The 21506-nt window shown below is 64.0% G+C and carries 20 protein-coding genes and 1 tRNA gene; 5 read left to right on the top strand and 16 right to left on the bottom strand.

The window, feature by feature from the left end:
* Positions 1–28: 28 nt before the first annotated feature.
* The 3 genes from PYR91_RS16040 to dcd all read right to left on the bottom strand — a co-directional run bounded on the left by PYR91_RS16040 (position 29) and on the right by dcd (position 3018).
* On the bottom strand, positions 29–1027 hold the full coding sequence (locus tag PYR91_RS16040) for an inorganic phosphate transporter (protein WP_279780608.1): 999 nt from the start codon (positions 1025–1027) through the stop codon (positions 29–31).
* Positions 1028–1645, bottom strand: a complete 618-nt coding sequence (locus tag PYR91_RS16035) for a DUF47 family protein (protein WP_279780607.1) — start codon at positions 1643–1645, stop codon at positions 1028–1030.
* 797 nt (positions 1646–2442) lie between these two features.
* A complete protein-coding gene (gene dcd, locus PYR91_RS16030; protein WP_279780606.1) occupies positions 2443–3018 on the bottom strand; it encodes a dCTP deaminase in 576 nt (191 codons plus the stop codon).
* A gap of 121 nt (positions 3019–3139) precedes the next feature.
* On the opposite strand from dcd, the gene PYR91_RS16025 reads away from it, so the two are divergent.
* Positions 3140–3213, top strand: a tRNA-Gly gene (locus PYR91_RS16025).
* 90 nt (positions 3214–3303) lie between these two features.
* On the opposite strand, the gene PYR91_RS16020 is transcribed toward PYR91_RS16025, so the two are convergent.
* From PYR91_RS16020 to PYR91_RS15980, 9 genes are all read right to left on the bottom strand, one after another.
* Positions 3304–4641: a site-specific integrase gene (locus PYR91_RS16020; protein WP_279780605.1), complete on the bottom strand. Its 1338-nt coding sequence runs from the start codon at positions 4639–4641 to the stop codon at positions 3304–3306.
* The gene (locus tag PYR91_RS16015) at positions 4641–4847 is read right to left on the bottom strand and encodes a helix-turn-helix domain-containing protein (protein ID WP_279780604.1); all 207 of its coding nucleotides are present in this window, start codon (positions 4845–4847) and stop codon (positions 4641–4643) included. Before PYR91_RS16015 ends, PYR91_RS16020 begins: the two co-directional genes overlap by 1 nt.
* Positions 4848–4858: 11 nt before the next feature.
* The gene (locus PYR91_RS16010; protein WP_279780603.1) at positions 4859–6472 is read right to left on the bottom strand and encodes a replication initiator; all 1614 of its coding nucleotides are present in this window, start codon (positions 6470–6472) and stop codon (positions 4859–4861) included.
* 38 nt (positions 6473–6510) lie between these two features.
* Positions 6511–6660 (bottom strand): hypothetical protein, encoded by a 150-nt coding sequence (locus tag PYR91_RS16005; protein ID WP_279780602.1) that lies wholly within the window; start codon positions 6658–6660, stop codon positions 6511–6513.
* Complete coding sequence (locus PYR91_RS16000; RefSeq protein ID WP_279780601.1) at positions 6657–8045, bottom strand: FtsK/SpoIIIE domain-containing protein; 1389 nt, start codon at positions 8043–8045, stop codon at positions 6657–6659. Before PYR91_RS16000 ends, PYR91_RS16005 begins: the two co-directional genes overlap by 4 nt.
* Positions 8046–8215: 170 nt before the next feature.
* Positions 8216–8479 carry a hypothetical protein gene (locus PYR91_RS15995; RefSeq protein ID WP_279780600.1) on the bottom strand — a complete coding sequence of 88 codons (264 nt, stop codon included), beginning with the start codon at positions 8477–8479 and terminating at the stop codon, positions 8216–8218.
* Positions 8479–8898: a plasmid replication, integration and excision activator gene (locus tag PYR91_RS15990; RefSeq protein ID WP_279780599.1), complete on the bottom strand. Its 420-nt coding sequence runs from the start codon at positions 8896–8898 to the stop codon at positions 8479–8481. The genes PYR91_RS15995 and PYR91_RS15990 overlap by 1 nt, the downstream gene beginning before the upstream one ends.
* 113 nt (positions 8899–9011) lie before the next feature.
* Positions 9012–9743, bottom strand: a complete 732-nt coding sequence (locus PYR91_RS15985) for a GntR family transcriptional regulator (RefSeq protein WP_279780598.1) — start codon at positions 9741–9743, stop codon at positions 9012–9014.
* Between the two features lie 440 nt (positions 9744–10183).
* Complete coding sequence (locus PYR91_RS15980) at positions 10184–10873, bottom strand: ATP-binding protein (RefSeq protein ID WP_279780597.1); 690 nt, start codon at positions 10871–10873, stop codon at positions 10184–10186.
* 466 nt (positions 10874–11339) lie between these two features.
* Here PYR91_RS15980 and PYR91_RS15975 point away from each other — a divergent pair, with 466 nt between their 5' ends.
* A complete protein-coding gene (locus PYR91_RS15975; protein ID WP_279780596.1) occupies positions 11340–12626 on the top strand; it encodes a hypothetical protein in 1287 nt (428 codons plus the stop codon).
* 68 nt (positions 12627–12694) lie between these two features.
* Positions 12695–13543: a toll/interleukin-1 receptor domain-containing protein gene (locus PYR91_RS15970; protein WP_279780595.1), complete on the top strand. Its 849-nt coding sequence runs from the start codon at positions 12695–12697 to the stop codon at positions 13541–13543.
* A 379-nt stretch (positions 13544–13922) separates the two neighbouring features.
* Here PYR91_RS15970 and PYR91_RS15965 read toward each other — a convergent pair whose 3' ends face one another.
* The 3 genes from PYR91_RS15965 to PYR91_RS15955 form a co-directional block, all read right to left on the bottom strand.
* Entirely contained in the window at positions 13923–16364 is a 2442-nt protein-coding gene (locus PYR91_RS15965; RefSeq protein ID WP_279780594.1) for a hypothetical protein, read from the bottom strand.
* Between the two features lie 409 nt (positions 16365–16773).
* The gene (locus tag PYR91_RS15960) at positions 16774–17103 is read right to left on the bottom strand and encodes a hypothetical protein (protein ID WP_279780593.1); all 330 of its coding nucleotides are present in this window, start codon (positions 17101–17103) and stop codon (positions 16774–16776) included.
* A gap of 157 nt (positions 17104–17260) precedes the next feature.
* Complete coding sequence (locus tag PYR91_RS15955; protein ID WP_279780592.1) at positions 17261–18064, bottom strand: alpha/beta hydrolase; 804 nt, start codon at positions 18062–18064, stop codon at positions 17261–17263.
* Between the two features lie 970 nt (positions 18065–19034).
* On the opposite strand from PYR91_RS15955, the gene PYR91_RS15950 reads away from it, so the two are divergent.
* Positions 19035–19580, top strand: coding sequence for a hypothetical protein (locus PYR91_RS15950; RefSeq protein WP_279780591.1), 546 nt, complete (start codon positions 19035–19037; stop codon positions 19578–19580).
* A 152-nt stretch (positions 19581–19732) separates the two neighbouring features.
* Here the strand turns inward: PYR91_RS15950 and PYR91_RS15945 are convergent, their stop codons facing one another.
* Positions 19733–20029 carry a hypothetical protein gene (locus PYR91_RS15945; RefSeq protein ID WP_279780590.1) on the bottom strand — a complete coding sequence of 99 codons (297 nt, stop codon included), beginning with the start codon at positions 20027–20029 and terminating at the stop codon, positions 19733–19735.
* A 342-nt stretch (positions 20030–20371) separates the two neighbouring features.
* On the opposite strand from PYR91_RS15945, the gene PYR91_RS15940 reads away from it, so the two are divergent.
* Positions 20372–20782 (top strand): VOC family protein, encoded by a 411-nt coding sequence (locus PYR91_RS15940; RefSeq protein WP_279780589.1) that lies wholly within the window; start codon positions 20372–20374, stop codon positions 20780–20782.
* Positions 20783–21506 lie beyond the last annotated feature (724 nt).

The raw sequence follows: 21506 nt of genomic DNA, 5'->3' as shown, positions 1-21506 counted from the left end.
TACCGCGGCCGGCCACCCGCCCCGGGGGCTACTCCACCATCCAGTGGAGCAGGAAGTACGTCAGCGCCGCCACCAGCGCCGCCGCGGGGATGGTGAGCACCCACGCGGTGATGATGTTGCCCGCGACGCCCCACCGCACGGCCGACAGGCGCTTGGTGGCGCCCACGCCCATGATGGCGCTGGTGATCGTGTGCGTGGTCGAGATCGGCGCCTTGGCCGCGATCGCCATCGTGTACAGGACGATCGAGGCGGCGGTCTCGGCGGCGACCCCCTGCGCGGGGCTGAGGTGGATGATGCGGCGGCCCAGCGTGCGCATGATGCGCCAGCCGCCCGCGTACGTGCCGAGCGAGATCGCGGCGGCCGCGGCGAGGATGACCCACTGGGGGATGGGGTCGTTGGCGGCCACGTAACCGCCGGTGTACAGGGCGAGGAAGATCACGCCCATCGTCTTCTGGGCGTCCTGGAGGCCGTGGCCCAGGGCCATGGCCGCGGCGGACACCGTCTGGGCGTACCGGAAGTTCTTGTTCGCCTTGTGCGGATTCGCCCTGCGGAAGATCCACAAGATTGCGATCATGATGGCGCCGCCGAGCAGGAAGCCGACGAGAGGTGAGATGATCATCGGGATGACCACCTTCGCCAGCACGCCGTCCCAGTGGATGCCGCTGGAGGCCGCGAGCGCCGCCCCCACCAGGCCGCCGATCAGCCCGTGGCTGCTGGACGACGGCAGGCCGAAGTACCAGGTGATCATGTTCCAGGTGATCGCGCCGATGAGGCCGGCGCCCACGATGACCAGGCCGTGCGTACCGGTGGGCGGCTCGATGATGCCCGTGCCGACCGTCCGGGCCACCTCGGTGCTGATGTGCGCGCCGACGAAGTTCATCGCGGCGGCCATGAAGAGCGCGGCACGAGGGGTGAGAGCGCGGGTCGAGACCGAGGTCGCGATCGCGTTGGCGGCGTCGTGGAAGCCGTTGGTGTAGTCGAACACCAGCGCTATGACGATGACGCCGATGACAAGCGCTAGCTCCACTTAGCTTTCCTTGACCGCGATCGACTCGACCGTGTTGGCGACGTGCTCGAAGGCGTCGGCGGCCATCTCGAGCTGGTCGATGACCTCCTTCATCTTCATGACCGTGAGCGCGTCGTACTCCCCGCCGAAGAGCTTGGCGAGCAGCCGCCGGTAGACCTGGTCGGCCTGGTTCTCGAGCCGGTTGATCTCGATCCAGTACTCGTTGAGGTTGTTCATCGACCGCAGCCGGGGCATGGCCTCGGCGGTCAGCTCCGCGGCCCGCTCCAGCACCTCGACCTGGCGGACGACCTCCTTGGGGAGGTGGTCGATCTGGTAGAGGACGATGAGGTCGGCCGCGGCCTCCATGTAATCCATCACGTCGTCCAGGTTGGACGCGAGGCGGTAGATGTCCTCGCGGTCGAACGGGGTGATGAAGCTCTCGTTGAGGCGGTTCATGATCGCGTGAGTACGCTCGTCACCCGCGTGCTCGCAGGCCCGCATCTTCTCGGCCAGGGCTTCCCGGTCCGAGCCGTCGCTGATGATCTCCACCAGCAGGCGTGATGCGGTGACGAGATTGTTCGCCGAGTCGGCGAACAGATCGTAATAGCTGTCCTCACGAGGCGTGAGACGCAGGCGCACGTCGTTCTCCAGATGTGCGGGGACGGTCGCAGAGAAGAGTAAGGGGTACCGGCTGAAATGCGAAGTTCGTGACTTGCACACCTCGCTGTAACCTCATCTTTCCCCTTCCGCTGCCCTCCGTATACAGATCGACACACACTCGCCCCACCAACAGCGAACCCACCCCCCGAGAAAGCCCGAACCGCCGCCCCCACAGGACATACCGCGCCCTCCGGCAACCCCGACAAACCCTCCCAAGTCGCCCCGAGCCACCGACGCAAGCTACCGGAGCCCGCTCCCGACCACACCACCGCCTCCAGGCAACCCCACCGAACAGCGTCCCGTCTCGACGCCAGCACTCGGGCGCCCCGGCACAGCGACCCACGGCACCCCAGACCACGGCGGCCCCGAAGCCCCCAGCGAACCCGGGCTGGCACAGAAGCATCACATCGCGCGTGAACCCCCCGGAGTGAACCGGCCCAAGCCCGGCCCCGGCACCTCAGACCACAGCGGCTGAAAGCCTCTTCGACGCGACGAGCCTGCTCCCCGCGCAAACCCGCGAACGACGGCGCCCCGTCATAGACGCCGACGCACCCCAAACCGCCCCACCCGGAGGACCGCCCCCGAACGACCCGCCTCAGGACCGCACCTAGATCCGACCGACCTCAAAGCCGCATACAGCTCCGACCGGCCACAGAACCGCACTCAGATCCGACCGCACTCAAAACCACCCACGCAGATCCGGCCGGCCCCAGAACCGCACTCAGATCCGACCGACTCAAGCCCCACACGCGGATCCGGCCGGCTCAGAACCGCGCTCAGATCACGGTGCGATGGAAGTTCATGAAGGACCGGCTGGGCGTCGGCCCGCGCTGCCCCTGGTACCGCGAGCCGTACGCGGCGCTCCCGTACGGCTGCCGGGCCGGCGAGCTCAGGCGGAACATGCACAGCTGACCGATCTTCATCCCCGGCCACAGCTTGATCGGCAACGTCGCGACGTTCGACAACTCCAGCGTGACATGCCCCTCGAACCCCGGGTCGATGAACCCGGCCGTCGAGTGCGTCAGCAGCCCCAGCCGCCCCAGCGACGACTTGCCCTCCAGCCGCCCCGCGATGTCGTCCGGAAGCCCGATCACCTCGTACGTGGAAGCCAGCACGAACTCCCCCGGATGCAGGATGAACGGCTCATCCCCCTCAGGCTCCACCAGGCGCGTCAGCTCCGGCTGCTCGATCGCCGGATCGATGTGCGGATACCGGTGGTTCTCGAACACCCGGAAGAACCGATCCAGACGCACGTCGATACTCGACGGCTGGATCATCTCCTCCGCGAACGGATCGATCTTGACCCGCCCCGACTCGATCTCAGCCCGGACATCACCATCGGAGAGCAGCACCTCAGCAACCTACCGCCCCCCACCAACAAGCGCCCCCCACCCCCGCAACTTCCCCCTCCACCGATGAGGTGCCACGCCAGGAGTTCCGCTAGAGTAGGTCCGTCGTCAGTCACTGATCGACGCGGGTGTAGTTCAATGGCAGAACATCAGCTTCCCAAGCTGACAGCGCGGGTTCGATTCCCGTCACCCGCTCCACCCACGAAGGCCCAGGTCAGGGATCCACTCCCAACCCGGGCCTTAATTGTTTCTGGGGCTTAATCGATCTTCCGTGCAATTAACGTGCAATTAGCCCACGGGCACGAGCACACCCGCTGGCCCGTCATCTTCCTCACCCTCTCCGGTGATGTGCTTGTCGATCGCATCCGTGATCGACTTGTCGGCCCCGCGTACGGCGTGCTGGTAGATCATCGCGGCCCTCACGTTGTCGTGGCCCATCCGCGCCATCAGATCCTTGAGGCCCGCGCCGGACTCTGCCGCGATCATGTTTCCGGTGTGCCGGAGATCGTGAACGTGGAGACCCTCCGCGCCGATGACCCGAACGGCTTCCCGCCACGACGCGAGCCGGTTGAAGCCGCTACGCCGGAGCGGACCCCCCTTGATCCCGGAGAAGACCAGCGCGCCGGGCTCAGCCTTGACGAAGGTGGCGAGGTGTTCGCGGAGCGCCGGAATGATCGCTTGCGGGATGCCGACGATGCGCCGCCCGGCTTTGGACTTGGGAGGCCCGAGCACCAGCGGCCCAGTCGACCGTTCGACGTAAGCCGCACGGACCCGCACCGTTCCTGCTTTGAGATCGATATCACTGCGGGTCAATGCGATGATCTCGCCCCATCGCAGACTCGCGAACGTGGTCAGCAGGACGAACGCGCGGAACCGCCGGTCATGGGTGCAGTCGGCCTGCCCCTTGTCGACCAACGCCCAGTGCGCCCGTTCCGCTTCGGCCCGAGTGGCGAAGACCTCGGGATAGGTGCGCATCTCGCCGTGCCGCTGGAAGCGGAGCCGGTAGCCCTGTGCGTGGCTGAGGCACCGGATGTTGCCCACGGGTCGCCGGCCCACGCGGTCAGCCAACTCGAAGACCTGCCCCACGGTGAGCACAGGACGTTCCTCCGCATGCTCGTCACCGGCCCCGCGGATCCGGCACGGGTTGCGCTGCAAGATGTGGTCGTCCTCAACGGCCGTCATGAGGACCGCCCGTAGCAGCCGGTACGCCTTGGCAGCCATCGAGACCGAGACGCCCTTGCCGAGCAGGTCAGCTCGCCACTGCCGGACCATGGCCGTCGACAGCTTGCCGAGCGCGACACCGCCCAGGTACGGCATGATGTGCTTCTTGAGCAGCCACGTATAAAGATCAACCGTGCGGGGTCGAAGTCCGGGACGCTGCGTGATCCAGGTCTCGGCGTACGCCTGAAGCTTGATCTTGCCGCGCTCTGGGTCGGTCCACTTTCCAGAGATGATCTGTGCCTCAATGAGAGTGAGCGCCCGTTCCGCGTCGCCTTTACGGTCGTACGTCTCGGGGGCCGTACACCTACGACCGTCCGGTGCCAGATAGCTCGCCTGATAGCGCCCAGAGGGAAGCTGGCGGATATTGCCGAAGCGCCGATGGTTCGGCTTGTTGCCCTTGGCCATCAGGCCACGCTCCTTGTCACGTTGTGGGTCGTCAGAGGCGCGACGGTGCCGGCCACGACGTAGGCGATCAGCGCGGACTCTCGGATGCGGACGTGACGGCCGACCTTCACGAACTCGATGCGCCGTTCCGCGACGAGGCGACGAACGAAACGGACCGAAGTGTGCATGAGATCGGCCGCCTCTTGGACGGTCAGCAGTTGATCCATGTGGCCCTCCCTCATGCCGCCGGCCGGGTTGCCGAAAGACCTTCGGCGGGTTGTCCGTCTGTTCTGGACTGGAGTAGTTGCATGGCCGCGCGCCAGCGTTGGCGTTCGGCGACCGAGCGGAGCAGGCGATGGGCGAGCGGAGGGACGTTGGCGTCGCCGTTGGGGACGGGGCGCCAGATGTAGCGGTCAGGGTCGGGCGCCTGGTCGCCGTCGATGCCGAGCGCGTCGAGCACCCAGGTGCGGCGGTCATGCTTGTGTTCGGTGAGCGTCTTGTTCGACCACTTGCGGGAGACCAGGACGCGACGGCCCGCGTAGCCGAGGTGTTCGGGCTTGTGGGCCTTGCCCTTGCATCCGCCCGGCCGCACTCCGGGCTTGGCGCTCTTTGGCTGCACGCCGTAGCGCAGCCAGTTAGGGCACGTCGGGGAGCACGGCTCGAAGCGCAGCGTCTCCGCCATCCGTGCGGCGTGTTCCCGCTGTGCGGGGTTGTCGGGGTCGAGGCTTTCGCCGATGGACTTGGTGAGGTACTTCGACAGGTACCGGATGCACTGATCGGCATCCGGGGTGCCGGCCAACACGCCCTGAACGTCGACCTGAGTGCCGAAGCGGATCACGTGCGCCGGATCGGCTTGCTCGTCAGCGCCGAGCTGGTCGAGCGCCTCATCCCAGGTGGGCAGAACCTCCCCGGTCACCGGATCGAGGTAGTCGCCGGCCCCTTGATCGACGTCGTCAGCGTCGTCCCGCTTAACCCACACCGGCATGTGGTCGTCCTCGAAGACCACCCGGTCAGCCTTGGGCCACCACACCTGGTGATACGTGGCCGCCACGATGGCCTTGATCTCCGCACGCGGCATGGTGCCCCGCACGGCCATGTGCAGGTGCGGAGCCAGCCGCTTTTGAGGTTCCACGCTCGCGAAGTACTGCACGTCGTAGCCGGCCACGCGGCGAAGGTTCTGCACGAATCGATCGACCAGCTTGGAGAAGTGCAGCGCGTCCCGAGCGGCCCGCCGATAGTCGTAGGCGTCGGGGTCGACCGGCGCCCCGTTGCTCACCCGGCCGTAGGACGGGAGCGTGAGCGTGACGAACAGCGACGGCCGGTAGACCTTGCCGTCCGAGCCGGTGAACGTCCGTCCCAGGGTCGTGCTCCGCTTGGTCCGCTTGGGCAGGTCGGGAGCGTCCTGGCGCCGCCTGGTCGACCTCTTGCGCTTGGGGACGGCACGGCCGAGCACGCTCCCCCGCATCCCCGAGGCGTTGATCTCCTGATCGAGTTCGGTGATGGCTGCGTCCAAGTCCTCGACGGGTTCGCCGGCCGACGCGGCCTGGTCGCGTTGCGCCTGGACGTCGGCCCGGAACTCGACCAGCCACCGTTGATCCGCGTCCGGTTCGTCTGGAGTGATGACGGGTTCGCTGTCGAGGTGCCAGCCCTCGCGGCACTGGGCCATCCGCAGGTGCCGGTTCTGTTTGGCACACGAGGGACACTTGCTCGCCAGCGTCGCGCCGCACGGCACGTCGATGATCTCTGATTTGCCGGTCGCGGTGTCGACGCGCTTGAGCGGCACCGGACGAATGCACACGCCGTGCTGGACGGCGACTGCCTCGACCACGTCCCGCGCCAACGGTTGCGCCATCCGCACCGCGCGTGGGGTCCTACGGTCCGCAGGTCCGGTCACACGACCTCCCCGGCGTCGGGGACGCACAGGGCCTTGTGGCCGCACTCGCGGCATTCCACCAGGCCGCGGACCGGGTCCAGCCACAGCACGTCGAGGCATCCGCACACCGCGCAGCGCAGGCCGTCGAGGAAGTGAGCGAGCGTCATCGGCCCTCACCGGCCCCGGCGAACTCGGTCGCCATCGTCCGGATGTCGGAGTCGGAGACGTAGGCCGCCCTGACCCGCACCGGATCGGGGTCGGCCTCCAGGCGGACGTATCCGATGCCGGCGCCGCGTGTGTAGTCGGGTGAGATCTGATCGGCGAGCGCTCCCCGGTCACGCGCGCCGTCGCCTAACACCATGTCGACCTGTTCGGACTCATCGAGCCGGAGTGCGATCTTGTCGGGGAACAGGTTGCGGATGTTCATGACCTCCTTGCGCGGGTCCTGGAGCGCGGCCATGACGCCGACGCCGACCGCGCGGCCTTGCGTGGTCAAGGTGGCAAGGGCACTGGTGATGCGGACGCGCAGGCTCTTGTCGGACTGGTAGGCGGTCAGGAACGCCACCTCATCGACGAGCACCAGGACGAAGGGGTCTTTCTCGGTGGGAGTGTGCGCCCGTTGGTGGCCGGCGAACCGGTCGGCCCGGTCCTGCATGACTGAGACGGCCGCTTCGAGAAGATCGGCACACTCGCCCGAGGTCGCGGCGTACCGATCGCCAAACAGAGCCCGCCCGTAGGACAGCTCCATCCGCTTCGGGTCCAGCGCCCACAGCTCGACAAGCCCGGCCGCCGTCGCCGGAAGCAAGCCACGAACGGTCGACCACAGGTAGGAGCCTTTGCCGGCGCCGGTAGCTCCCGCGATCAGCACATGGGTTCCGTGGATCTTCAACCGGTATGGCATGCCGTCTTCTCGGACGCCGATCTCGACCGGCCCAACGGTCGCCGTCGTGGGGATGGGCAAGGCCGGTATGGGCACCGCGAGCGGGTCACGACGCGGGAAGGTCAACGTCAGCTCTCCGGCCCGTTGCACCGCGATCCGGCAGGACATCGAGCCGAACCCGTGCGCCAGGTGCTCGATACGGTCGGACCAGTCCTTGACCGCCTGCCCGGACAGCATCTTCACCGTCACCCGGTCGGCCCAGGAGTTGCACTCGACCCGGACCAGGCGGGGTAGGTAGTCACGGCCCTTGAGATGACGTCCCAGTCCAGAGACGATCATCACCGGTTGCCAGTGCCGCCGGTAGATCCAGAACCGCCGCCGGCACGCCAGCAGTGGCCAAGTGATCCACCGGGTGAAGGACGCCCGATGAGCGGTGAACCAGCCCACCAGAGCAAAGCCCAGCACGGCGAGCACCAGCACCGTGGGCAGCCAGCCGGCCAGCCGCCACAGCAGCACCGCCCCTGAGACGCAGACCTTGGCGACGGGGTGAACGGTGATCAGCCGCAGCAGGCCGACCAGGCACCGCCAGGCGAGGATGATGATCGTGATGATCGCGGGAGTTCGAACCACCGCAGGCCGGAAGACGACCGCGGTGTCCGGGGTGGTGGACACGAGGTTGCGTGTCTCATCCCCCGGGAGTCGCTTGAACATAAGCTGGTTACCTCTCGTGATGTGGAGTCAGGGGAGAACCCAGGGGCCGCCGGAAGTTGCACCTTCCAGCGGCCCCGCCTGATGTCAGGCCGCTGTTACGGGGGTGTTGGGGCCGTCCGTGCTGCGGGCGTTCATCCGGCGTCGGGCGAACGGAGGAACATGCGCTCCACGGAGATGGCGAAGGCGTGCGCCTCGCTGGCGAGCTGCCGGGCGAAGTCGACGTCGGAGGCCGTCACCTGGTCGCTGGCCGTGGTGGTGACCAGAACCGAGGTGGCCCCGAAGTCGAGCATCAGCACGGGGGTACGCGCCGGGTAGGGATGGTTGCCGGCCTTGGGGCCATGGCCGGTGTTGAGGTTGATCACGCTGGTCGCGCGGGACCGGCGGTGACGAGACATCAGATGTTCTCCTTGCTGGTCGGGGCGTTGGTCTTGGGGGCGGCCGGCAGAAGTCCGCGCATCTCGCGAACGCGGATGGAGTAGGCCAGCCGGCCGTTCGCGTTGACGTAGGGGGTGACGGACATGCCGTCGAACTCGACCGGGGTGAAGGGCAGGCCGGCCATCGGCGCCGGAGGAACCGGCTGCATCGACGCCAAGATCTTGACGGCCACGGTCTTCTGAGCGGGCTTGAGCGTCGGGTCCGCGTCCATGACCGCGACCTGCCAGACGAGTTCCCCCGACTGCTTGTCGCGCGCCTGGCCGAAGCGCCCGTTGGTGGAGGCGTCGAAGTCTTTGACCTTCTCGACCTCCCCGACGACGTAGCAGCCGTGCGGGAAGACCATGTCGAAGGTGACCGGGATGGGGCCTTGCAGGGCCATGAGAGTCGCTCCTGTCTTGGATGACAGACACTTAACCTGTCAACTGACTAGAGCATAAAGAAAGCCCGCTTGATAGGTCAAGTGCCTAAGCGGGCTTTCTGCGATGAACCGCGTCAACTGATCGGATAGGCGTCCTCCAGCTCGTGACGGTCGGCAGGGAGCAGCACGTCGAGCACGGCCAAGGCACGGCCGGCGGCATCGCGCAAGGAGGCGAAGACCACGAGCAGCGGCACGTTCTTGGGCATACCAAGCCGGGTTGCCTCAGCAGATGTCGGCATACGGGCAACGATCTGCTCTAGGACGTGATCGAAGTGGACGCTCTTACGAGCCTCGATGTGCTCTCGCAGACCTTGTGACAGCGGTTCGGCACTGGTCAGGTCGGTGCCCTCCGACAGATCAAGAGGGAGCCAGATCGAGACGATCTCCGACGGCTCCCCCTCGTGGGAGAGAAGGCGCCGACGGAGGAAAACCTTGCTCTTGGGCTTCAGACCGAGCAGGACGGCGATCCGATTGGGTGCGGTCACCGCCCCCACGTCGAGCACCTCTCCCGGCGAGCTGGTCTCCGGGCTGCTCACGTACGCCTGGCCCGACCGGGGTTGCTCGACCGTCGACATCGCCGGACGGCCCCGCACAAACCGGCCCTTGCCTTGCTGCGAGTCGATCCAGCCCTGTTCACGCAGCATGCGCAGGGCCGCGACCACCGTGGGCCGGGAGATGCCGAACTCTTGGATCAGTTGGTTCTCACTGGGCAGCAGTGAACCGGGCGGGTACGTCCCCGCCTCGATGCGCCGTTGAAGCGTCTGCACGAGCTGTGCGTACTTCGGCGGCACGGATTCTAGCGACATCACGACCGTCCATCACCCGACAGGTTGTTTGACCAAGCTGAGCGTAACTCCGGACTGCCGGAGATGTCACCCCAACGCATGCCTTCACCTTCCACCAGCCTTCTCGGCCGTCTTCAGTGATCAACTGAAAGGCGCGACGGGACATGCGGTGTGCCACCCCTGAACCCACACAGGGAGACCGCATGTCCCGCCGCGCCAGCTCACGGCCTTCTACTATCGGCCCGCGGACGCGGGGGCCGACAGGATCGGCGACTTCGATAGGTCGGCGCGGGCATCGGCTCCTCTTGCCGCCCTGCTCGACCCATGTGGGGACGGGAGGATTCGAACCTCCGAGAGTCCTCCGGTTCACGGCCTCGTGGCGGATCCAACGATCATCACCTCAAGAAAGGAGGCAGCTCATCCGCCAAGCCCCTTGCCGGAGTTATCAACCCATCTTCCGTCTACTCGTCCCCCAGAGAGGCGGCAGCACAGTCATTGGGGGAAGATCGCTCGTAGCCTGTCCTATGGGCGATCACTGTGCTGCCGCCCCTGTCCTGGGGTGGTACGTCACCCGATATGGCCTCGACTCCCAGCGATTGCGCGGCCTGGTCGAGTCCTTCGGGGTCCAACTTCCAGCGGTCGATGAGGTGCCACGCCTGGCGTTGCCGTCGGTCACGCTCAACGGTCTGCGCGACCGCTTCGGCAGCCAGCCTGGCCGTGCGCCGGACGGCACTCTCGTGGCCTGATGCCGCTTCCCCGCTACTGCGTTGCCGAGGGACCCGGCCGGCCTTGTACTTGACCTGAAACCACACCGTCCGCCCGGCTTCGTCCTCGTAGACGTTCCATCGGTGCGAGATGGCCTCTACCAGCATCAGGCCCCGGCCACTCTCGGCGAACATGTCACCGCCGACGCACGGCGCCGTGCCACCACCGGCATCCACTACATCGACGTGAATGCGGTCGAAGCAATCGGCGATTGCGAGAGTGACCAACCCTCCGTTCCGAGAGTCCGAATGCACGACGGCATTGGTGACGACTTCGGAGACGAGCAACGTCACGTCGGCCAGAGCGGGATGGCCTCCGCCCAGCCGTTGCCCTACGTACTCCCGTGCGCGAGCTACCGATTCCGGGACACCGATCAGATCAATCACGCCGAGGAGACGCCCTGTCGTCATGCGCTTGCCCTCTCTCGTTAGGAAGTCCGTGCGTCTCCCCGTTGCCGCGCCGCGATTGGGTGGACTAAGTGCGGACACACCCGGTTCACGCTGAGCGGGAAACCGTCCCCTGCTCACCCGTGCCGAGACAGTCCAAACAGTCGCGTTCCTCACGGACGTGGCCGTCGCCCTCGTCAACGGGAAGCAACAGCCCCCGCCTGGAGTTGCACAGCTTCTTGCCACGCCCCCGGCATAAGGAACAGGGGGCCGCCTCACTCGTCTCGACTGGCCGGGTCACCGTCGCCATCTCCTTGGTTGCGCCCGCGCTCCCTACGGCGGAAGGCGGTCTGACGTACCTTGGTTGCCTGACGGCAAGACAAACAGCGAACGGATCAGCGCGGGACCCCCAAGCCAGTCCCCTTTTCGCCCCTCGTGGCCCCCCGAACGGGAGGATTGCCCGGAGATGGCCGACACCATCCCTAACGTGCAGCTCCGTGCCTGGCGCAACGAGCACCGCCTCACACGAGCCGAACTAGCCGGCCGCATCAACGCCACACCGACCGGCGTAAAAGACGGGCTGAACTGCGACGAGGAACGCATCCGCAGATGGGAGGCCGGCGAAGTCTCCTGGCCCCACACGCCCTACCGTCTCGCCCTCACCCAGGCCACCGGCCTCCCCGTCGAAGACCTGGGCTTCTCCCCCAAGCGCCGCAACAGCCGGCTCATCGAGGCGCAGATCCTCCCCACCGACGCCCTTCGCGCCGAGGCGAACCTTTACGGCACCATGGAACTCGCCCAGCAGCTCCAGGCATCCGACGTCGGCCCCGGAACCCTCGAAGCTCTCTCCGAAGCCGTCGAGCTACTCTGCCGCGCCTACCCGGTCGTCCCCGCCGCCACCTTGCGCGACCGCACCCAGAAACGCCTAGCCCAAGTGACCCGCCTGTTGTCCGGCCGGCTCACCCTCACCCAGCACCGCGAAATCCTCGTCATCACCGGATGGCTCACCGCCCTACTCGGCTGCATCCACTACGACCTAGGCGAACGCGAAGAAGCAGAAACCTCCCGCCGCGCCGCCTACGAGATGGGCCGCCAGGTTGGCCACGGCGAACTCATGGGATGGGCATACGAGATGTCCGCATGGTTCGCTCTGGTCGAAGGCCGCTACGAAGACGTCGTCACCTCAGCCCGCAAAGGCCAGGACGCCGCCGGCCTCAGCAACGCCATGGTCCAACTCACCCTCCAGGAAGCCCGCGGCCTGGCCCGCATGGGAGACCGCCGCGAAGCCGACAAGGCCCTCACCCGCGGAGCCGACATCCTCGCCAAGCTCCCCACCCCCGAACACCCTGACAATCACTTCGTGTTCGACCACGCCAAATGGATGTTCTACGCCGCCACCGCCTACACCTGGCTAGGCGACAACGACCGCGCCGAAGAACACGCCCTCGAAACCATCCAAATCCACACCCGCCCCGACGGCACCCACAACGCCCCCATGCGCGTAGCCGACGCCCACATAGACCTCGGCATCATCCACGCCAGAAGAGGCAACCTAGACGCCGCCGTCGACCAGGGCCTCACCGCATTCGACATCGAACGCAAATCCCTCACCGACCTCGTCAACCGAGCCGGCGACCTAGACCGAGTCCTACGCCAAACCTACCGCCGCGAAGCCCTCGCCCAAGAATTCCACGACCGCTACGTAATTGCACGTCGAGCACTTGCAACGCGCCATCTTGAGCTTCTCGACTAGCCGAAAGAGACCGTAAGACACGGCCCATCAGGCAACGCAAATAACAATTTGCGACCATTGTAGGAGACATGGCAAGTCACGATCTTTTCATCTCTCACGCATCCGAAGATAAGCAGGACCTCGCACGTCCTCTCGCACACACCCTAGGGCAGCTCGGGGTTGACGTCTGGTACGACGAATACACCCTCTCCGTTGGAGACAGCCTTTCAGCCTCCATCGACAAGGGATTGAATGAGTCGAACTACGGCTTGGTCATCATAAGCCCCGACTTTATACGCAAACCCTGGCCCGAATACGAATTCAGAAGTCTCATAACGCTCGAAGTTGGCCACAGGAAGAGGATACTACCAATCTGGCACAACGTAACTCAAGAGGACGTAACAAAGTATAGTCCACACCTCGCGGATAAGGTCGCACTGATCGCGACAGGCAAACCTACACTTCACGTCGCGATAGAAATAATGAGGGCAGCCACTCCGGATAAGTTTAGCCAGCTCACACGACGCCTAGCCAGACGTCAACTTGAGAACGAAAACATGGAAAACGTCCCACTCAATCAAATGGAAAGATGGCCGACACTTAGAGAGCCATTGGAGCAGTCGCAACTTAGAAGGCTGCGACTAGTGCAGGCAAGTCTATCTGAAGTGTTCCCGCAGACCTGGGATGAGATAGTCTCCGACTTTCAGAGAGACCAGAAAGACAAGAGAGAGGATGAGATCCAGTGTTGGGAAAAAATCGCCGGAACCTACGCGCACATTTGCGACAGATTCACCTTAGGCATCAAAGAGAAAAAGCGTCTGTTCAATACATTACTAGCAGCCACCTTTGGGGACGTCGAACTTGACACCAATGCCCCCGAATGGCTAATCGCAGCAGCGGCAGATTTTAATGACGACTTGCGAGACGCTCGGTCATAATAGTTCGCACCACCATGTCTGCGCATCCTTGAGCTGCTGCAGAATCGTGCTTATAGGTATCAAGGCGACGGCGCTCCGCGCCGCCGCACGGCCCGCCGCCCGCTCCGCCCGGCCGGGCGTGCGGCGTGGGCGCCGGTCCCGGCCGGCGGCGGGAACGCGGGCCGCCCGCCGTACTCAGCGCCCGCCGTACCAAGCCGCACCCGCCGACCAGGGACGCGCCGCCGCCGCACAGATACAGCACGACGATCGCCATGCTGTGGCCGGCCATCACACGGGTTAGGGGCGATCGAAGGTCCGGAACTTCGTTCCTCAGCCCCGGCCCACCGAACAGTTATGAGACCGTACTGAGATCAAGGAGCCTCTACCCCTCCCTGTCAAACTATTTCCGTTTCTTTTTTGCCTTCCCTTGCGACTTTCGCGCTGACTTCTTCTTTGCAGAAGGCGGAACCGGTCTTCTCATGACATCAGGAGAAATGAGATGCATCTCCAGTACAATCTCATCCATTTCAGGATCATGCACGAACGGGTCATTGAGATAATTTACCCCCACTACCTGACCGCTCTCGGCGAGCAGCAGCCCCAGAGCCCGATCGGCCTGTAACTGATATTTCTTCGCCTTCATGTAGATCACCAATCGCTGAAACGCCTCCACATAGCTGATCGGCTGTGATGCAACGAATATGGCAGCGTGACCCCATGGGCTGATGAACGTTTCTACTGCAGTATGAAACTGGTGATCGGCTCGGGTGCGATTGACGACATCCTTCATATCACGGGCTAGGGCAGCTTGAGTAGATGCAGAGAGGTCGAGCAGATCAGCGCCGAACCGCAACCATCCAGGCTTCTTCCCGTCTTGCAAGAACGTGACAATTTCCTCAATATCCGGATTGTCATTCCTAGCAGGACGAGGAGCTACGGAATCACTTAGCCCCTCTTCATAATACATCCATGCATCAAGGTCATCCGTAAGAGTCGATATTCGGGTGCGGCTTTGATTCTTGTATCGCGCCCTGTCGCGCGCACTTGGCGGCCTCGACGCCGGATGACGTTTATACAACTCATCCGGGTCGGCTTCGAAATATAGACCTCCACGCATGTACCACATTAAAACATCTAACTCGTCGGCGGCAACAAACGATTTAGCGGCTTGAGGCTCGGTCCGTCGCCTCAAATAGAGCAGGAATGAGGCTGGCGTGGTCAGGATCTTTTCTACGACCACCAAGTCATGCAACGAGACGATCCATGGCAAGGACGTACCCGTTAGTAGACCTGAGCGCACAAGGGCGTCCGCAGCAATTGCCAGCGGACCAAAATCGTCCAGGCAGGCCACGATGGAGTGAACTTCTCGGACGCCTGAGAGATCCAACCACTTGCCGCTATCTAGCCACAGGCCACGATTGGTAAGTATCAGCGACTCCAATCGCTGTGCCTGTCGCGTAGCCTCTCCTATAGTCTTCTTTAGATCATCAGTAACACGTTGCACATTCCCACTTCTAGCTTTGTCTGTGATAGAGCCAGCTTTCACTTCTACGCAAATCGCGAGATCGTCAACGATGAAAAGTGCATCACTTTCGGCGACCAAAGTATACTTCTGCGGATCTACAGCTTTCGAAGAAAGATCGCACTGCAAATCGTCACCCGATGGGGCTAGATACTTGAGGCTCGTGAACGTGGGTCCGTCAACCAGCAGCAGGGACGAAATCCTCTCGCACGCGAAACGCTCCGCAAACTTATCTCGATTCCTACCATAGGAATCCCATTTTTTGGTGCCCTTGATCTTCGATTCGACGATACGCCTGACACTATCAACCTGGATTCCATTCTGCAGCATAAGACACGAACCGTCTGCGTCCATAATAAGACCGAGCCCAGCGAGAGGGTTAGCTCCGTTAATGAATCTCGAGATTAGCGCCTCTGGAGGGTCCTGCGATGCATGCGCACTGAATGTTGAAAGAATAAGTTTCGCTTTACTGACAGAAACTCCAGCGCGTTCTGCTATGCGGTCGGCGCCGAAAGAGCTAGACTTTCCGGGGAAGAAAAATGCGTCCGAGATTGCCCGACGAGCCTCGTCCAACTCCTCCACACTGAGCTCGTCGTTCGAGCGCTCTTGCAGGGCCATCTCACCTATGCGCGCGAATAACGTTTCCTTGACTTCCCGATAATGCTCACGGATGGCTACCGACACCTTTTTGATATCTTCATAACTGAAGCCAAGCACACCTTCCAAGATCTGTTGGACGTGGGCTGCACCTAACACTCCATCATTCAACATGGTGCCGATGGATTCATAGTGTTTCCCGCGGACCATGAGTTCGCTTGAGCGCAATTGGCCAGACAGATCAGCTAGCGAATCTTCACCCTGTCCCTCACGGATGGAAAAGCTCATCAGCATCACCAATTTAGCGATCTGTCTGGCATGTCCACATAGAGCTTCAGTGAACTCGTTAGGAGGTGGATTGTTATGCTGTCTATCTTCACCGGAGTGTCTTGGCAGGCCCATGCCAAGGGCGACCAACGCCACGATGTCGATAATCGCAGCTAAGCCCTCATCTTGAGATTCCTTATAATCACTCAGGGTTATGGGAACCTCATGTTGGCGCACGAGCTCTAGAACATCATAGGAATCATAATTTGCCATCAAATGGATCATTTTAGATACGTGATGACTGATAACCGAGGTCGCCTGCTGCTCGATATCGTGCCATGAATCAGCTGGCACCAAGCCATCCATAAAGCGACCCATGCGAGCCAAGAACGCATGAACTCCATCGACGTCATCGACAATGATGCTTCGGCTAGCCTTGCGCTTTCGCGATCCCAATGAGCCCCCTTCTGACGGGAACGTGACAGTTGCTGAGCATCCCCCGGTGCTCTCATGGTGCCAGCGTGTGCCGAGGAGCGCTGCCAACTTGCTAGGACGGGAGCAGGACGAGGAGACCGGAGACTCTGCCGAGCGCAAGCTCGTCGTACGGCTCAGCCTCAGGCCAGGGCGCTTTGGCGAGTCGAAACCGCGACGCCCTGTAAAACCGTCAGCAGGCAGCCCAAGTGCCCGTTGCGTGCCCGACGGAGCGGTGATCAAAGGGAATGACGGGGAGTCGTGGGAAGTCCCTGGTGATGATGCAGGTCAGTCATAGCCCAGATAGGAGCGGTGATCGGGAGAGACTTCCCAAGCTAACAGCGCGGGTTCGATTCCCGTCAGCCGCTCCACACCACACTGGCATCAACCCAAGTCAGCTCAACGGGTCTGTAACTCCTCGCCTGGAAGGTGCTCCGTCCGCTATCCGCGAGGCCCAGGAGCGAAGCGCATCGATAGTCCGGCGCAGGTGAGCATCGTCGGCCAACCCTGGCGGCGCCCACAGCTCCGTCCTCAGATCACACTCGGCGTCGAGATCCACCCACAGATCTTCGAACGCATCCCGGATGGCCCACTCCCGAGGGTCGGCGACCTCGAATAACCCCCGGAGATCTTCCACCACCTTGGGCAACGTCACCTCACCCGCCGCGTACGCATCGAGGCGCTCGACCACCCGTCCGATGAACGCCCGTTGGTAGTCCTCCATAGGGTCCCATCATGATCGTCGTGCAATTAGCGTGCAATTAGACAGGGTGAAGAGGGGTCAACCACAGTCACTCAGGACCAGCCTCACTCCCAGGTCAGCGGCTCTACGTGGCCCGATCGGTACGATTCCCAAGCTGACAGCGCGGGTTCGATTCCCGTCACCCGCTCCAAGATTCCTCGTTACACCGAGCGAGGTCTCCGATCAGGAGACGCAACAGCCCCTCTGGGTCCTCGCGGTGTGGGTCATGTCCGGTGAGCAGGGATGTCGTACGCACCAGCGACGCCTCTCGCACGGTCGCCTCCAGCTCGTGCTCTACCCATGCGCAGTACGCGTTCCAGGCGGGGACGAGATGCTCAGGAAACATGCCTGCAAATGCTCTCGCATCACCGCTGACAATAAGCAGCGGACAACGCGCAGAACGGTAGGCGGAGAAAAGGTCGAGAGCGTCTATCTCGCGCATGACCTGAAGAAATGACTCAGAGAGCCCTTGCCCCATCTCGCTCAGAAACGAGCTCATCTCCTGCCACGCACGTGCCGCCGACACCTCGTCCAGACCGAGGAACTGCCCAGGTCGTGTCGGATTGCCGTGACCGTCGAGGTTGACCGCGAGCGGACACTCCGGATGCTCTCTGGCCCACAACGCGGCGACCATGCCCCCCAAGGAATGCCCGACGATCATGGGCCGGTGAAGTCCAAACTCCTCCACGACGGCAGCGACGTCCGCCAACGCTTCCTCCCATGACCACGGCGCAGTACCGGACTCACCATGACCACGCAGGTCCATGGACACCGGCCGGAACCCGGCGCTCATGAGGAGTCCCGCGAAGACGTCCCAATCCGTGCGTGTCCGTCCACCACCATGCAGGAGAAGCACGTCCCTGCCGTTCCCACCATGGTCTTCCGCCACGATCGGCACATCGCCGATCACAAGTTTCCCGATCGTTTCCACGTTGCCCGCCACCTCTCACCCGTCCTTTTGTCCTTCGCCCTTCGTAACAGCCTGGCGCAGCGACCTCCACAGTTTTCCTGCTGAACGGCGGCGTCTTCACCCCCTGCCAAGGCCGGCACACCATGGCTCGCGTGCCAGATGCGTGCCAGACAGGCAGGGAACCACGGTGACTCAGGGGGAATCACGGGGACTCGACCCGCCCTGACCTGCACCCCTGTTTCCCCAGCTCAGGGCGGCAAGGTCAGTAGATGATTCCCAAGCTGACAGCGCGGGTTCGATTCCCGTCACCCGCTCCAACAACGAAAGCCCAGAACCCGACGCATTCGGATCCTGGGCTTTGATCTTTCAGAGCCGAGCCGCCAAGCCCCTTGCCAGACTTATCGACGCATCTTCCGTCTGCTCGTCCCCCAGCAAGACGCAGCACAGTCATCGAGGAAAGATCGCTCGCAGCCTGCCCCATGGGTGATCACTGTGCTGCCGCCCCCGTCCTCGGGTGATACGTCACCCGATATGGCCTCGACTCCCAGCGATCGCGGCCTGGTCGAGTCCTTCAGGGTCCAACTTCCAACGGTCGATGAGGTGCCGCGCCTGACGTTGCCGTCGGTCATGCTCCACGAGCTGCGCGACCGCCTCGGCAGCCAGCCTGGCTGTACGCCGGACGGCGCTCTCGTGGCCCCATCCCGCCTCCACCCAGCGGTGCTGGCCACCCAGGAACCAGCCGGTCCAGAACGTCGTCACAACCGGTCTAACGACTGATCAAAAACGAGACACGGGCTGAACCAGTGGAGCGTCACCGCCATACCGACCCTTGTTCTTCGACCTTTCCGATCTCGGTGTTCGGTCGTGGTGAGAGACACCGGCCGGACCCTCGCTGATGCCGGGGCCGGCGCGGCCCGCCGCTTCGTGCGGGTCGGTCGGCCCTCGGCGTAGGCTCTCGGGCGCACCGTCGAGCGATGGCGAGCCCGAGAGGAAGACACCATCCGTGCATGACTACGACGACCCGGCCTGGGGGCCGATTCCCGTCCGCCCGGCGGCACTGCGCTGGCTGCTGCTTCTCCCCCTGACCCTGGTGTTCCTGCCGCTGTGGTGGGTGGTGTGGGTCGTCCTCGCGATCTGCCTCCACTGCATAGCGCCGGTGGCCCAGCTGATCGTCGATATGGTGCCGCGTGCCGAGAACGGCGCGATACGAATGCTGGACGCCACATTGGGCCAGATACCGTTCGTCCCGCTCTGGTGCGTGACCCCGGTGGCGCTGGTGCGGGAGGGCGACACGGCGTACTACCAGGCGCGCGTGGACCGGCGCATCGAGAAGCAGACCCGGCGCGTGGAGACCTCCCAGTACCGTCGCGAGTACCACCGCGACCTGGAACTCGGCGCACACTACTTCCGGGGCGCCGGCGCCGGTTACGCCCTGCGCGTCGCCTCGGAGCAGGGCTGGAACCTCCACCCGGTGCTGCGCTCGCATCCCCGGCGTCGCCTCCGGCTGCGTCACGACGGCCGGCCACGGCAGGACCTCAGGGCAGCATGACCTGCCCGCCTTCACCGATCGGCTCTTCGAGTGGTGAAGTACCGGTTCGGTATTTCCGCCGAGACGATCACCGTCGACCACCGGCGTGGCCACGACATCGTCCAGGCGGCCGGCCTGGAGCATGTCGAGGCGGGCCGCGTCCCGCCGCGATCTCAGCTGCGCGCGCGGATCAGCATGACCAACCCGGCGATGAACGACCCGACCAGGACCGGTGACAGGACCGCGAGGCCACCCCACACGACGAGGCCGAGATAGCCGAGCGCGGACGAACTGTGCGTCGGGTCGGCATCAGCGGCCGCGAAAAGCCCCAGGCCGAGGACGACACCGACCACCGTGAGCGCGATCGGCGTCCACAGGAGCACATGGGCCCACACACGGAACCTCCGACTGTAGACCCGCCGGGCCGGCCGCACGTTCGGCTGTGGGGGATAGCCGGCGAGTTCGTTCATGCCGCATTTGTACCAGCCCGCGTGGGCCCCGTACCCCCGTACCGCAGGGTCGGCGCGGCTCACCGTCCAGCGTGTGCACCGTCTCTGACTGAACGCCATGTCGCGTGTGAACAGAGGTTCGCACATCATCCGAAGCTTGATCGCGTGCCACGTCCCGTCTTTGGGTCTTGCGGAAGACCGTCAGTATCACGATCACCTGTTGGATGGCTTCCAGAAGGTCAACCGCCAGGTCGTGCGGTCGAGAGCAAGACAAGGGACGCGCCGGCGCCGGCGCTGCTTCCACATGGAGAACAGCTTGGGTGCAGGCTCTAGGCTCTCTTGATCTTGTGACAGGCTCGCTGGATGCTGCGACTTACCGATTTCATCATCGACTGTCCGGACACGATGAAGCTGGCGGCCTTCTACTCCGAGGTGACGGGCCGCCCGATCAAAGAAGACAGCGACGGGGACTGGGCCGGCATCAAGTTCGGCGAGGTCGAGCTGGCCTTCATCCGGGTGGACGACTACCGCGCTCCGCAGTGGCCCGACGGCGAGCACCCAAAGCAGTTCCACCTCGACTTCGAAGTGGACGAGATCGAGTCCGAGGAGCGCCGCGTCCTCGACCTCGGCGCGACGCTGCAGCAGGACTTCATCGGCCCCGAAGGCTACGGCTGGCGGGTCTACACCGATCCGATCGGCCACCCCTTCTGCCTGTGCCGCAACAAGGGCGTCATCTGGACCGACCAGGGCCCGACCTGGCCCAAGCGCGACTAGAGCGTGTGGGGCGCCCCCCAAGACCCCATACAGGTCACGATCGCGATGTGGCTGGTCACCGAACCGGTTGACGACGATCGAAGGGCCGGGCCGCTTTCGTCAGCCCGGCCCACCGTCTCGGAGGGCGCGGAGGGTGCAGGCCCCTGATGTCACAGTGCCGCTTCCTGGAGGTCGCAGTACATGGTCAGGGCTGCTGTGCGCATTCTCAGTGTTCTGGTGGTGCCGGCTTTAGCGCTGGCGGGAGCATCAGGGCCACTCGGCGACTTCGAGCGGGCACGCGCGGAGTATGAAGCCCGATGCGGTCCCGACGCTCAGGCCGAAGCAGCTCGCCTCGTGAAGGAGGCGGAGGCCCAGCGTCGCATGGAAGAAGAAAGGGAGCGCTCCCCCGGGGGACCCGCCCCCATGGGGCAGGGGAGAAAGACGAGCGTGAGAGTGAGGAACATCGTCCTGTGCGGGACGGTCCCCTAGAGGCGTTCCCATCAGCGCCGCTGCGCGCACTCCGCGCAGGTCAGCGCTTCCCGGCCCAGGGCTGAATAAGTTGGAGGTTCCCAAGCTGACAGCGCGGGTTCGATCCCCGTCACCCGCTCCACCCTTATATGCCGGTTAACGGTCCCCCCTGCTTCGATCAAGATGGTCGAAGGAAGCAGGAGCGGCCCCTCCAGCTCTTCGAGAAGACGCACCCATGAGGCATGGTGCTTGTCATCTCGATCGACGACAGCGATCA

Source organism: Sphaerisporangium sp. TRM90804 (genome assembly GCF_029846175.1).
Classification (GTDB): domain Bacteria; phylum Actinomycetota; class Actinomycetes; order Streptosporangiales; family Streptosporangiaceae; genus Sphaerisporangium.
This window is presented reverse-complemented; position numbering and strand designations above follow the sequence as displayed.

What these genes read in the sequence shown, in the direction of transcription:
- PYR91_RS15970 (WP_279780595.1), top strand. Translation starts at nt 12,695, where the DNA reads ATGGCAAGTCACGATCTTTTCATCTCTCACGCATCCGAAGATAAGCAG.
- PYR91_RS16005 (WP_279780602.1), bottom strand. Translation starts at nt 6,660, where the DNA reads ATGACGCTCGCTCACTTCCTCGACGGCCTGCGCTGCGCGGTGTGCGGA.
- PYR91_RS15940 (WP_279780589.1), top strand. Translation starts at nt 20,372, where the DNA reads ATGCTGCGACTTACCGATTTCATCATCGACTGTCCGGACACGATGAAG.
- PYR91_RS15945 (WP_279780590.1), bottom strand. Translation starts at nt 20,029, where the DNA reads ATGAACGAACTCGCCGGCTATCCCCCACAGCCGAACGTGCGGCCGGCC.
- PYR91_RS15975 (WP_279780596.1), top strand. Translation starts at nt 11,340, where the DNA reads ATGGCCGACACCATCCCTAACGTGCAGCTCCGTGCCTGGCGCAACGAG.
- PYR91_RS15985 (WP_279780598.1), bottom strand. Translation starts at nt 9,743, where the DNA reads ATGTCGCTAGAATCCGTGCCGCCGAAGTACGCACAGCTCGTGCAGACG.
- PYR91_RS15990 (WP_279780599.1), bottom strand. Translation starts at nt 8,898, where the DNA reads ATGGCCCTGCAAGGCCCCATCCCGGTCACCTTCGACATGGTCTTCCCG.
- PYR91_RS15995 (WP_279780600.1), bottom strand. Translation starts at nt 8,479, where the DNA reads ATGTCTCGTCACCGCCGGTCCCGCGCGACCAGCGTGATCAACCTCAAC.
- PYR91_RS16020 (WP_279780605.1), bottom strand. Translation starts at nt 4,641, where the DNA reads ATGGCCAAGGGCAACAAGCCGAACCATCGGCGCTTCGGCAATATCCGC.
- PYR91_RS16015 (WP_279780604.1), bottom strand. Translation starts at nt 4,847, where the DNA reads ATGGATCAACTGCTGACCGTCCAAGAGGCGGCCGATCTCATGCACACT.
- PYR91_RS15960 (WP_279780593.1), bottom strand. Translation starts at nt 17,103, where the DNA reads ATGGAGGACTACCAACGGGCGTTCATCGGACGGGTGGTCGAGCGCCTC.
- PYR91_RS16010 (WP_279780603.1), bottom strand. Translation starts at nt 6,472, where the DNA reads ATGGCGCAACCGTTGGCGCGGGACGTGGTCGAGGCAGTCGCCGTCCAG.